The organism is Nocardioides sp. 1609 (genome assembly GCF_004522105.1).
Lineage (GTDB): Bacteria > Actinomycetota > Actinomycetes > Propionibacteriales > Nocardioidaceae > Nocardioides.
The window spans coordinates 196792-208488 of record NZ_SPUJ01000005.1 but is presented as its reverse complement, the minus strand read 5'-3'; the positions used below and the strand labels follow the sequence as shown (position 1 = coordinate 208488).

10 protein-coding genes are annotated in these 11697 nt (G+C 74.2%); 3 read left to right on the top strand and 7 right to left on the bottom strand.

Annotated features, from left to right (window positions below; translation table 11 throughout):
* Nucleotides 1-89: 89 nt before the first annotated feature.
* Entirely contained in the window at nucleotides 90-1892 is a 1803-nt protein-coding gene (locus tag E4623_RS14795) for a serine/threonine-protein kinase (protein ID WP_134767320.1), read from the bottom strand.
* 172 nt (nucleotides 1893-2064) lie between these two features.
* Between E4623_RS14795 and E4623_RS14790 the strand changes: the two genes are divergently transcribed.
* Together E4623_RS14790 and E4623_RS14785 are read left to right on the top strand one after the other, a co-directional pair.
* Entirely contained in the window at nucleotides 2065-3423 is a 1359-nt protein-coding gene (locus E4623_RS14790; protein WP_134767319.1) for a M20/M25/M40 family metallo-hydrolase, read from the top strand.
* A complete protein-coding gene (locus E4623_RS14785) occupies nucleotides 3420-4853 on the top strand; it encodes an MFS transporter (protein WP_134767318.1) in 1434 nt (477 codons plus the stop codon). Before E4623_RS14790 ends, E4623_RS14785 begins: the two co-directional genes overlap by 4 nt.
* A gap of 67 nt (nucleotides 4854-4920) precedes the next feature.
* Here E4623_RS14785 and E4623_RS14780 read toward each other — a convergent pair whose 3' ends face one another.
* The 3 genes from E4623_RS14780 to E4623_RS22690 form a co-directional block, all read right to left on the bottom strand.
* Entirely contained in the window at nucleotides 4921-5994 is a 1074-nt protein-coding gene (locus tag E4623_RS14780) for a branched-chain amino acid aminotransferase (protein WP_134767317.1), read from the bottom strand.
* A gap of 92 nt (nucleotides 5995-6086) precedes the next feature.
* On the bottom strand, nucleotides 6087-7202 hold the full coding sequence (locus E4623_RS14775) for a 3-isopropylmalate dehydrogenase (RefSeq protein WP_134767316.1): 1116 nt from the start codon (nucleotides 7200-7202) through the stop codon (nucleotides 6087-6089).
* A gap of 10 nt (nucleotides 7203-7212) precedes the next feature.
* On the bottom strand, nucleotides 7213-7383 hold the full coding sequence (locus tag E4623_RS22690; RefSeq protein WP_167736637.1) for a hypothetical protein: 171 nt from the start codon (nucleotides 7381-7383) through the stop codon (nucleotides 7213-7215).
* Between the two features lie 346 nt (nucleotides 7384-7729).
* Here E4623_RS22690 and E4623_RS14770 point away from each other — a divergent pair, with 346 nt between their 5' ends.
* Nucleotides 7730-8329, top strand: coding sequence for a class I SAM-dependent methyltransferase (locus tag E4623_RS14770; protein WP_134767315.1), 600 nt, complete (start codon nucleotides 7730-7732; stop codon nucleotides 8327-8329).
* 129 nt (nucleotides 8330-8458) lie between these two features.
* Here E4623_RS14770 and E4623_RS14765 read toward each other — a convergent pair whose 3' ends face one another.
* From E4623_RS14765 to E4623_RS14755, 3 genes are read right to left on the bottom strand one after another with little or no spacing between them, the layout of a single operon-like run.
* Nucleotides 8459-9247 carry an FHA domain-containing protein gene (locus E4623_RS14765; RefSeq protein ID WP_134767314.1) on the bottom strand — a complete coding sequence of 263 codons (789 nt, stop codon included), beginning with the start codon at nucleotides 9245-9247 and terminating at the stop codon, nucleotides 8459-8461.
* Between the two features lie 10 nt (nucleotides 9248-9257).
* Nucleotides 9258-10538 carry a VWA domain-containing protein gene (locus E4623_RS14760; RefSeq protein ID WP_134767313.1) on the bottom strand — a complete coding sequence of 427 codons (1281 nt, stop codon included), beginning with the start codon at nucleotides 10536-10538 and terminating at the stop codon, nucleotides 9258-9260.
* On the bottom strand, nucleotides 10531-11679 hold the full coding sequence (locus tag E4623_RS14755; RefSeq protein ID WP_134767312.1) for a zinc ribbon domain-containing protein: 1149 nt from the start codon (nucleotides 11677-11679) through the stop codon (nucleotides 10531-10533). The genes E4623_RS14760 and E4623_RS14755 overlap by 8 nt, the downstream gene beginning before the upstream one ends.
* Nucleotides 11680-11697: the final 18 nt, after the last annotated feature.

The following is an 11697-nucleotide window of genomic DNA, read 5'->3' as shown; positions in this document are numbered from 1 at the left end:
CCGTCACCTATCGTTGACGGGTCGGCCTCGGATCTGCGCTGACCCGTCACCTATCGCTGACGGGTCAGCGTCGGTGCACCGCGGGTGGGTCAGCGACGGGAGAAGGGGTGGTCGGAGGCGGGGGCCCACGACGGACCGCGTGCCTCGACGGCCAGCCCGCCCGCGACCGCGAGAGCGAGGACGACGAGCGTCGCGACGAGCCAGGGGCCGACCCGGCGGCTCAGCGGGTCGACGACCCGGCCGACCGGGCCACGCAGGCGGCTGCCCCCCGGCCCCCACCACAGCGCCGGGGCGAGCGTGATGCCGGTGACGAACAGGGTGACGGGGATCGCGGCGCCGACCGCGTAGCAGACGAGGGCCGCGGCGACAGCCAGGCCGCAGGCCCACACCAGCAGCATGACGGCGCCCGGGACCGACTGCACGAGGTGCCACGGGGTGCTGAGCAGCAGCTGCGGGGCGTCGTACCACCGCCGGCCGCGGACGTCGCGCCGGGCGCCGACGGCGCCGGTGGCGAGCGACCCGCTGCGCAGCAGCCAGACCACGACCACCACGACGGCCAGCGTGAGCCAGGGTGCCGCCGCGACGGCGGCACCGACCACGAGCGCGCCGGCGGCGACCAGGCCGAGGCGGCGCAGTCGCTCGCCGAGCGCCGGGCGCTCGACCGGGGTCGGGGCGAGGTGCGGCGGCGGGACGTCGTACGACAGCGGCACGTAGGCGGCCGGCACCACGGGCGCCGAGAGGGGCGCCGGCACGGGCGGCGCGTACGGCGGCGCCGGGGCCGGGTGGCGCTCACGGAGGGTCGGGTCCTCCTCGTGCGGCAGCACGAGGGTCGAGTGCTCCCGGACGGTCGGGGCGGCCGCCGGCGGCACGACGTCGTCCTCCGCGCTCGCGTCGGGGCGCAGCATCACCGGCGCCGTCATCGCCGGCTCCACCGGTACGTCGTGCGCCTGCGCCGCCAGGGCGAGCGACATGGCGAACGGGTCGTCGGAGCCACCGCCGGGACCCCCGTCGAGACCACCGCCGGGACCCCCGTCGAGACCGCGCGTCGGGGGCGGCGCGAGCAACGGGGTCGGCCGGGTGGTCTGCGGCCGGAGCCAGCCCAGGACGGCGTCGAGGCTCGGGCGCCGCGAGGGCTCGGGGTCGAGGGCGGCCTCGACGACCTCGCGCAGCGGCCCGGTCAGGCCGGTGAGGTCGTGCTCGCCGCGGCGGACCCGGTCCATGATCGCCATCGACGGCCCCCGCCCGAACGGCGCGGCGCCGATCCCGGCGAAGGCGACGGTCGCGGCCCACGAGTGCAGGTCGGAGGCGGCCGAGGCGTCGTCGCCGTACAGGATCTCGGGCGCGAGGTAGCCGGGCGTGCCGAGCAGCCAGCCGGTGTGGGTGAGGCGGGGGTCGTCGGCGACCCGGGCCAGCCCGAAGTCGATGAGGATGGGGGTGCGTCCCTCCATCAGCACGTTCGACGGCTTCACGTCGCGGTGCAGGACGCCGACCGCGTGCACCGACGCCAGTCCCTCGGCCAGGCAGCCCGCGAACCACAGCAGGTCGGCACCCTCGATCGGGCCCTCCTGCGCGATCTCGTCGTGCAGCGACAGGCCCGGGACGTAGCGGGTGGCGACGTACGGGACCGGGGCCCACGGGTCGGCGTCGACGATCTCGGCGACCCACCGGCTCTTGATCCGACCCAGCGACGACACCTCGCGAGCGAGCCGCTGCCGGGCCTCGTCGTCGCCGACGATGTGCGGGCGCAGCACCTTCAGGGCCACCCGCGGCCCGTCGCCGCGCCGCGCCAGGTGGACGACGCCCATGCCGCCCTCGCCGATCTTGGCGAGCAGCGTGTACGGGCCCACGGAGGTCCGGCCCGCGGGCGACTCGTCGCGGGGTCGGGTCGTCACGCGACGAGGTTACCCGCGCTGCGCCGGTCCCATCCGCACCACGGGCCCCAGGTCGGGGGTAGTCCCGGACGATCGGCCCCTCGACGACGACGATTTCGGGGCCGATCGTCCGGGACTACCCCGCGGCGACGGTTCGGTGCCGGGACGGGCCGGTTGCCCCTACAGTTCCGGCATGGCGACGTGGGGGGCGACCGGCGGGCGGGCGACGACGGGGGCCGCGGACGACCCGGCGGTCGCGAAGCTGCAGGCGCTGATCCGGATCCCGACGGTCTCCGACCGCGACCCCGAGCGGGTCGACGCGGCGGCGTTCGAGGCGTTCGGCCGCGAGCTGGAGCGACAGTTCCCGCTGCTGCACGCCCTCGACCGGACGACGATCGCCGCGCACGGGCTGCTCGTGCACTGGCCCGGCGCGTCGGCCGAGCGACCCGTCGTCCTGATGGCCCACCTCGACGTCGTCCCGGTCGAGGGCGAGTGGAGGCACCCGGCGTTCGGCGGTGACGTCGTCGACGGGGCGATCTGGGGCCGCGGAACCCTCGACGACAAGGGCCAGCTGGTGGCCGTCTGCGAGGCCGTCGAGACCCTCCTCGCGACCGGCTTCACCCCCGCGCAGGACGTGTGGCTCTCGTTCGGCTGCACCGAGGAGGTCTCCGGCAGCGGCGCCTCGGACGCCGTCGCCGAGCTCACCGCCCGCGGCGTCCGGCCGTGGTTCGTGCTCGACGAGGGCGGCGCCGTCGCGCACGAGGCGTTCCCCGGCGTCAGCACGCCGATCGGCGTCATCGGCGTCACCGAGAAGGGCGTGACCTCGCTCGAGCTGCGCGCCGAGGGCCGCGGCGGTCACGCCTCGACCCCGGCCCGGCGCGGCCCGACCGCGCGGATCGCCCGGGCGATCACCCGCCTCGACGCCTCCGCGATGCCGAGCCGGCTGCCCGAGCCCACGATCGAGCTGTTCCGCCGGATGGCACCCCACGCCCCGCTCCCCCTGCGCGCCCTGATGTCGAACGCCGGCCGGCTCGCGCCGGTCCTGGCGCGCGCCCTCGTGGCGGCCGGGCCGGAGGCGGCCGCGATGACCCGGACGACGGTCGCCGTGACCACGCTCTCCGGCTCCCCCGCCCTCAACGTCGTCGCCCAGACCGCCGGGGCCGGCGTGAACATCCGGGTGATGGTCGGCGACACCGTCGAGGACGCCGTCGATCACGTCCGCGCGTCGGTCGGCGACGAGCACGTCCACCTCGACATGATCGAGGCCAACGAGCCGAGCCCGGTGAGCCCGCGCGACGAGGCCTTCGAGCTGCTCGAGGCCACGATCTCGGCGATCTTCCCGGACGCCGTACCGGCGCCGTACGTGATGATGGCGGCCACCGACGCCCGGTTCTTCACCGAGATCTGCGAGCGGGTCTACCGCTTCGCGCCCTTCCGCATGACCAAGGCCCAGCGCGAGGCCATCCACTCCTACGACGAGCACCTCGGCGTCGAGGACTTCCTCGACGGCATCCGCTGGTACCGCCGACTGATCGAAGGGCTGCCCTCATGAGCACGAAGGAGGCGCTCGTCTCCCCGCCGGCCCGCAGCCTCGCCGCGATCGTCGGCTTCCTGGTCTGCGTCGAGCTCGCGAGCGGGATCCTCCAGGGCTACTACACGCCGATCTTCAGCGACATCGCCGACTCCCTCGGCATCAAGGACGCCGACGTCAACTGGTTCGAGGCGGCCCAGCTGGTCGTCTCCGCGCTGGTGGTCCCGCCGCTGGCGCGGCTCGGCGACCTCGTCGGGCACAAGAAGGTGCTGCTGCTCTCGACGGTGGTCACCGCCGTCGGGTCGTGGATCCTGGTCCTCGCGCCGTCGTTCACGACGTTCCTGGTCGGCTGGGCGCTCCAGGGCGCCTACGTCGTGTGGCTGCCGATCGAGGTGGCGATCATCCACCGCCGCACCGCCGGCACGGGTCGCCAGGGGCAGCTCACCCGTCGCGCCGCGGCGATCCTGGTGGGGGCCCTCGAGCTGGCCGTCATCATCGGTGCGCTGACCTCCGGCGCCCTGGTCGAGTCGACGTCGATGTCGGTGCTGCTGATGCTGCCGGCCGTCGCGGTGACGCTGTGCCTGTTCGCGATCTGGTTCGGCATCGAGGACGCCCCCGGGACGGCGACCGGCGGCTTCGACTGGACCGGCCTCGCGCTCGTCACCGCCGCGATCGGACTCGTGATGGGCGGCCTGATCGCGCTGCGGGTCGCCGGCCCCGACTCGTTCCTGCCCTGGGTGCTGGTCCTCGCCGGCCTGGCGGCGCTGGTGCCGTTCGGCCGCTACGAGGCCCGGCAGGAGGATCCGATGGTCGACGTCCGGCTCCTCGCGACACCCGGCCAGTGGCCGGTGCAGCTGACCGCGTTCCTCTTCGGCATGTCGGTGCTCGGCGCCCAGATCCCGCTGTCGACGTACGCCCGCACCGACCCGGACACGGTCGGGTACGGCCTCGGTGCCGACGCGTCGTTCGTCTCGACGCTGATCGGCGTCTACGTGGTCTTCCTGGCGATCGGCGCGTTCACGCTGCCGCTCACCTCCCGGCTGCTGGGCACCCGGGGAGCGCTGGTCGGCTCGGCGCTGCTGGTCGCCGCGGGGTACGCGCTGTGGCTGCCGTTCCACGACTCCACGGGCCAGGCCCTCGTCAACATGGCGGTCGCCGGCGTCGGCTCGGGCGCACTGGTGGCCGCGCTCCCGGCGTCGGCGGCCGCGGCAGCGCCGGCGGACCGCACCGGGTTCGCGACCGGGATGACGAACGCGACCAAGACGATCGGCGGCGCGATCGCGTCGTCGGTGTTCGCGATCGCGTTGGCCTCCGCCGGGTCGATCGACGACCCGGTCGAGGGCCACGCGCCGCTGTCGGGCTACCTGACGGTGTGGGCGATCTGCGCCGCCGCCGCGCTCTGCGCCGCGGTGGTGCTGGCGCTGACACCGCAGCGCGAGGTGACCACCTAGCCGGGTGCCGGTGCCGGTGCCGGGCCGGCGGTGGCCGGGGCCGCCGCCGGTGGCCGGCGGGCGCGGCTCAGCCGACGCGGTGCATCCAGCCGAAGGTGTCCTCGGCCCGGCCGAACTGCACGTCGACGAGCGCCTCGCGGATCCGCATGGTGAGGTCGGTGCTGGCGGGGGCGGCGACCTCGCCGCCGTCCCACTTGAGGGCGCCGACGGGCGTGACGACGGCGGCGGTGCCGCAGGCGAAGATCTCGGTGATCCGGCCGCTGGTGACCCCGTCGCGCCACTCGTCGATCGAGAAGCGCCGCTCCTCCACGGGGTGGCCGAGCTTGCCGGCGAGCTCGATGATGCTGGCGCGGGTGATGCCCTCCAGGATGGTGCCGGTCGCCGGGGTGACGATGTGGCCGTCGTCGTGCACGAAGTACAGGTTCATCCCGCCGAGCTCCTCGATGTAGCGACCCTCCTGGGCGTCGAGGAACACCACCTGGTCGCACCCGTGGCTCGAGGCCTCCTGCTGGGCCACGAGCGAGCTGGCGTAGTTGCCGCCGGTCTTGGCCGCGCCCATGCCCCCGCGACCGGCGCGGGTGTAGTCCTCGGTGAGCCACAGCGTCACCGGCTTCACGCCGCCCTTGAAGTAGGCGCCGGCCGGGCTGGCGATCACCATGAACGTCACGTGCTGGGAAGGACGGACGCCGAGGAACGCCTCGCTCGCGAACATGAAGGGGCGCAGGTACAGGCTCTTCTCGCCACCCGACTCGGGCACCCAGCGCTCGTCGACGGCGACCAGCGCGTCGACGGCCTGGACGAAGTCCTCGACCTCGAGCACGGGCAGCGCGAGCCGGTGGCTCGAGCGGACCATCCGGGCGGCGTTCTCCTCCGGACGGAAGGTCCAGACGGTGCCGTCGGCGTGGCGGTAGGCCTTCATGCCCTCGAAGGTCTCCTGCGCGTAGTGCAGGACGGCGGTCGCCGGGTCGAGCGTGAGCGGACCGTACGGCGTCACGCGGGCGTCGTGCCAGCCGGCGTCCGGCGTCCACTCGATGGTGACCATGTGGTCGGTGAAGTGGACCCCGAAGCCGGGGTTGGCCAGGATCTCGGCCAGGCGCTCGTCGGTGGTCGGCTCGCTGGTGAGCGTGGTGCTGAACTCCATGGCCACAAGTTAGTCCTTCGTCGGGAGATGGCGAACGCCGGACGGTGCACGTCGATCGCGCACCCGCCCGGCGTCCGTGGGGTCCGGGGCGGTCAGCCGGCTACTCGGGCGGCGATGGCGTCGCCGACCTCGGACGTCGTCCGCGGGATGCCGGTGCGCTCGGCCAGGTCGGCGACGATCGCGGCGTCGACGACGGCGGCGGTCCCGGGGTGGCCGAGGTGGTCGAGGAGCAGCGCGACCGAGCCGATGGCGGCGGTCGGGTCGGCCTTCTGCTGGCCCGCGATGTCGGGCGCGGAGCCGTGGACCGGCTCGAACATCGACGGCGCGGTGCGGTCCGGGTTCACGTTGCCGGACGCCGCGAGGCCGATGCCGCCGGTGATGGCGGCGGCGAGGTCGGTGATGATGTCGCCGAAGAGGTTGTCGGTGACGATCACGTCGAAGCGGGCGGGATCGGTGGTCAGGTGGATCATCGCGGCGTCGACGTGCATGTAGTCGACGGTGATCTCGGGGAAGTCACGGGCGACCGCCTGGGTCAGGCGCCACCACACGGACCCGGCGTGCACGAGCACGTTGGTCTTGTGGACCAGGGTGAGCTTCTTGCGCGGACGCCGCCGGGCGCGCGCGAAGGCGTCGCGGAGGACCCGCTCGACCCCGAAGGCGGTGTTGACCGACACCTCGGTGGCGATCTCGTGCGGCGTGCCGACGCGCAGCGCGCCGCCGTTGCCGGTGTAGGGGCCCTCGGTGCCCTCGCGGACGACGACGAAGTCGACGTCGTCCCGACCGTCGAGCACGTGCGGGGCCAGGGGCGAGGTGACGCCGGGGAAGATCCGCGAGGGGCGCAGGTTGACGTAGTGGTCGAGCTCGAAGCGCAGCCGCAGCAGGAGGCCCCGCTCGAGGATGCCCGGCGGGAGGTTCGGGTCGTTCGGCCTGCCCCCGACGGCACCGAGCAGGATCGCGTCGTGCCCGCGGATCTCGGCGAGCACGGAGTCCGGCAGCACCTCGCCGGTCGCGAGGTAACGCTCCGCGCCGAGGTCGTAGTGGGTCTGCTCGAACTTCACGCCGGCGGGAGCGACCGCGTCGAGGACCTTGAGGGCCTCGGAGGTCACCTCCGGGCCGATCCCGTCGCCGGGGATGACGGCGAGCCGGATCGTGCTGCCGGCGCTGGTGCTCTCGGCGGTGCTGTCGGTGGTGCTGTCGGTGCTGGTCATGGGGCGAAGGCTAGTTGTCGTCGGGGCGTTCGCCGCCGTTGTCTCGCAGGTCGAGGGACGTCTGCAGCGAGCGCGCGGTGGCGCGGCTGCCGTCGTCGGTGCTGCGGTTCTTCGCCGGGCCCCACTCGGGATACATGTCGTACATCGGGCTCTCCTTCTCGCAGGCGGATGTGTCGGTCACACCCGGAGATGTCCCCACGGAGGGGCACCCGTGGATCGCACGGGAGAGCCTGCGGACGAGCGGATCGCGCTTCGAGTGGCCGAGGACCGGACCGCCGCGGAGACATCACCAGGGATGGTGGTGCGAGGGGCCGGGAACGCACGAGGACCACCGCGACGGGGTGGCCTCTCGCCGCAGGATTCAGACCTGCTGGGCCCCGTCGCGGCGCTCGATAAGTACGAAGACGTTCCGCATGGTGAGCACACGGTAGGACGACGGGGCCGTCGTCCGCCACGGAGTTCCGAGAACTGCTCACATGGCGAGACCCGGGTCCCAGGCGTCGAGACCGTCGGGGAAGACTCCCCCCATGAGCGCCCCACCCGACCTCCCCGACGTCGTGAACCGCGCGTTCGCGGTCTCCCGCCGGGCCGGGTACGTCTCCTTCTGCCGCAACGAGACCGGTCGCCTGCTCGCCATGCTGGCCGCGACCCGCGACGGCACCATGGCCGAGTTCGGCACCGGCTGCGGGGTCGGGACGGCGTGGCTGCGCTCCGGCGTCCGCGGCGAGAAGGCCCGGATCGTGACCGCCGAGCTCAACCCCAAGCTCGCCCAGGCCGCCGCGGAGATCTTCGTCGACGACCCCCAGGTCGAGGTGCTGGCCGCCGACTGGTCGACGCTGCTCGACAAGGGTCCCTTCTCGCTGCTGTTCCTCGACTCCGGCCAGCAGGACGCCGGCTGGTCCGACGGCGGGCGCACCAGCGCGGTCGGCGTCGACGCCGTCGCCGACCTCGTGGAGGACGGCGGCATCGTCGTCCTCGACGACTTCACGCCGTGCGAGCAGTGGCCGCCGATCACCTACGGTCGCGTCGACACCCTGCGCGAGCAGTGGCTGACCGACGAGCGCTTCACCGCCGTCGAGGTGATGGTCGCCTCCGACGCCAGCACCATCATCGCCACGAAGCTCTGAGCGCCGTGCCGCGGCGTCCCTGACCCTCCCCGCCCGCGCGCCCCCAGGACGCCGAGTGGGCGTTCGTGCTGAGTGTCCACGCCGACTCGGCGTCCGACGACTTCACCTCGACGCCGACTCGGCGTGCGGTCAGATCTCGCCGGGGGCGGCCCTGCGGACGACGATGCGGGTCCAGGCGCCGACGTAGACGCGCTCGTCGGGGCGGACCTCGACCTTCGCACCGACCGCCACCGGGGTCTTCGGGAGGACGCCGAGGGCGCCGCCGACGTAGGTGCCGTTGGAGGACCCGAGGTCCTCGACGAACCAGCGGGTGCCGTCGGTGGTGAGCTGGGCGTGGCGGCGGCTGATGCCGGTGTCGGTGCCGAGGTCGAGCTCGGGGGCGATGCCGCGGCTGCGGGAGGCGCGGCCGATGAGCACCGAGGTGTGCCGCAGCGCGACGACGACGGGCAGGCCCGGCGAGGGCAGCGGGTCGGTGCTCTGCTGCTCGGCGTACCAGTCGGGGTCGATCCAGACCTCCGCCACCCACTCCTCGGCCAGGGCCGGGGCGGTGCTGGCCGGGGCGGTGTCGGCCGGTGTCGGTGCCTGGGCGGGGGCGGCGGGCAGGTCGAGGGAGCTCGACGGCGGCGGGTCGAGCGGGCGCGGCATCGTGCCGGTGGTGAAGTCGTAGCCGCAGTTCTCGCAGAAGAGCGCGTTGGGCGGGTTGGCCGTGGAGCAGCTCGGGCAGGCGCCGGCGGCGGGGCCGTCGACGGGCTCGGTGACGGGGAGCTTCCCGGTGCCCCCGCCGTCGGGGTCGGCCGCCGTGGGCAGCGGCGGCGGGGTCCCCGCCGGCGAGGCAGGAGCCGCACCCATGGCGATGCCACAGGTGTCGCAGTAGTCGGTGGCCTCGGACGCGTGGCCCGCGGGGCAGGTCTGGCTCACGTCGTCCGGCTCACTTCTTGATCCGGGTGGTCTTGGTGGACGCCGTGTCGAGCGCCATCTCGTCGGCCTTGGCCACCGCCCGCTTCAGCCGGACGGTCCCCTCCCGCTCGTCGTCGACGTCGACGACCTTGCGGAGCTTGGACGTCGCCTCGTCGTTGCCGGTGGCGGCGGCGAGCTGGACGGCCCGGCCGAGCTTGGTGGTGGCGGTGGCCTCGTCGCCGGCCGCCTTGGCCGCCAGGCCCTCCTGGATCATCTCGGCGAGCTCGGTCTGCCCGGTGTAGTGGGCGACCTGCTGGTCGATCTTCGCGGTGAGCTCGGAGTCGCCGGACCAGGTCGCCTTGACCAGGGCCTGGGTGATGACGTCGTCGCCGATCGCGAGCTGCACGCGGGCGGCGAGCTGCTCCTGGCCGATCGCCTTGGCCGCCACCCGGACGCCGACGTGGTAGTCGCGCGACTCGTCGGCCCAGGCGCCGGTCGGGTAGGCGCCGGTGAGCGGGTTGACGTCGGTCCGACGGGTGGTGAGGTCCTCGACGGTCGGCGCGACCTGCCGGACGAAGAGGATCTGGGCGCCCTGCGGCGTCCAGACGCGCAGCTGGGCGTCGGCGACGCCGCGCGACATCGAGGCCTGCATCATCGCGCGGAACTGCTCGACCATCGTCTCGGGCGTCGGGATGATGTCGACGGTGCCGAGCAGGGCCTGCGAGATCCGCCGGACCTCCTCCACCTGCCAGTCGGTGCCGGCGCCGCGGCAGTCGCACTGGAAGTAGCCGGTGGCCCGCTGGATGGCGGTGTCGAGCTTGCCCGCGTCCTCGCGGTTCTCGCCGTCGGTCAGCAGGATGGCGTGCCGCTGGGTGACGCCCTCCACGGAGGAGAACAGCTGCCCGGCCAGGTCGAGCCAGGTGCTCATCGCGGTGCCGCCGCTGCCGACGAACCGGGAGATCGCGTCCTGCGCCTCGGCGCGGGTCTGCGCCGACATCCGCACCATGCCGGGGCCCGAGGACACCGGCGGGTAGGCGAGCATGGCGCGGTCGGAGCCGGCGATGACGGCGAACCAGACGCCGTCGAGGATCTCCCCCACCGCGGTGGAGGCGGCCTGGCGCGCGGCGGCCATCGTGCTCGGGCCCATGGAGCCGGAGGTGTCGACGATGATGATCTCGCCGGCCGAGGCTCCCCCGCCGCTGGTCACCGCCGACCCGGCGCCGGTGCAGGTGACGGTGACGATCGCGTTGACGTCGGTGCCCCCGTCGGGCAGGAACTCGTTCTGGTAGACGGTTGCGTCGAACTCAGCCATCGGTCTCCCCTTCGTCGGCGGTAGCGGCATTGTGCCCTGGGTCGGCCGCGCCCGGGTCGGCCGGTGCACCGGCCGGTGCATCGATGCGGGCCAGCACGGCGGTGATGTTGTCCTGGCCCCCGCGACCGTTGGCGAACGCGACCAGCGCCAGCGCCAGGGCCTGCGGGTCGGACGTCGCGGCGGCGGCGACCTGGTCGGTGAGCTCCTGCGGCTCCGAGGCGTAGTTCCACAGCCCGTCGGAGCAGTTGAGCACCCAGCCGGGGCCGGTGACGTCGAGGCTGGCCACGCGCGGGGCGAGGTCGGGCGCGTCGATCCCGAGCCAGCGGGTGATCGCGTGGCCCTGCGGACCCTGCTCGGCCTCCTTGCGCGAGGCTCCGGCGGCGATCTGCACCTGCGCGACCGAGTCGTCGACCGTGAGCTGGACGCCGGCGCCGGCGTCGGGCAGCCAGTAGGACCGGGAGTCGCCGATGTTGGCGACGTGCAGGCGCGCCCCACCGGCGCCGGTGCGTCCCTCGACGACCACGGCCGAGAACGTCGCGGACGGCGGCTGGGCCGAGCCCTCCGGCGTCAGGGCGACGATCGCCTTCTGGGCCCCGTCGACCGCGGCGGCGAAGGTCCGCGTGACCGCCGCGGCGCGACTGTCGGCGGTGCCCATGCCGCTGGGCAGCGGGACGACGAGCGCGTCGCGCGCCGCCCGGGCGCCGGCGAGCGAGGCCAGGTGGGAGTCGTCGGTGTTGGAGACGCCGTCGAGGACGACGAGCACGGCCCGGTCGCCGGTGGCGAACAGCGCCATCGCGTCCTCGTTGCGGGAGTGCCTGATCCCGCGGTCGCAGACCCCGGCCACCCAGTCGGCGGGCGCCTCCCCGAAGTGGTCCCGCTCGCTGGGCTGCTTGGAGCCACACGACTCGCAGTAGCCGTCCGGGCCGACCGCTCCCCCGCACTGCAGGCAGGGTCGCACCGCACCGGGGGCGGCCCGGCCGGGGACGGCGGTGGCCGTGGTCAGGTCGAACGGCGCCGCCTCGGCGGCGACGTCGGCCGCGGCGGCCGGAGCGGCGGGCGCCGCGGCACCGACCGGCGTGCCGCAGGCCTCGCAGAACGCGGCACCGGGCGAGAGGGGCTCGGCGCAGGAGGGACAGTTCACAGGGGGTTCCTTCGCATG

Coding starts and splice junctions, on each gene's coding strand:
- E4623_RS14775 (WP_134767316.1), bottom strand. CDS start 7,202: ATGACCAGCACCGACAGCACCACCGACAGCACCGCCGAGAGCACCAGC.
- E4623_RS14780 (WP_134767317.1), bottom strand. CDS start 5,994: ATGGAGTTCAGCACCACGCTCACCAGCGAGCCGACCACCGACGAGCGC.
- E4623_RS14785 (WP_134767318.1), top strand. CDS start 3,420: ATGAGCACGAAGGAGGCGCTCGTCTCCCCGCCGGCCCGCAGCCTCGCC.
- E4623_RS14760 (WP_134767313.1), bottom strand. CDS start 10,538: ATGGCTGAGTTCGACGCAACCGTCTACCAGAACGAGTTCCTGCCCGAC.
- E4623_RS14790 (WP_134767319.1), top strand. CDS start 2,065: ATGGCGACGTGGGGGGCGACCGGCGGGCGGGCGACGACGGGGGCCGCG.
- E4623_RS14770 (WP_134767315.1), top strand. CDS start 7,730: ATGAGCGCCCCACCCGACCTCCCCGACGTCGTGAACCGCGCGTTCGCG.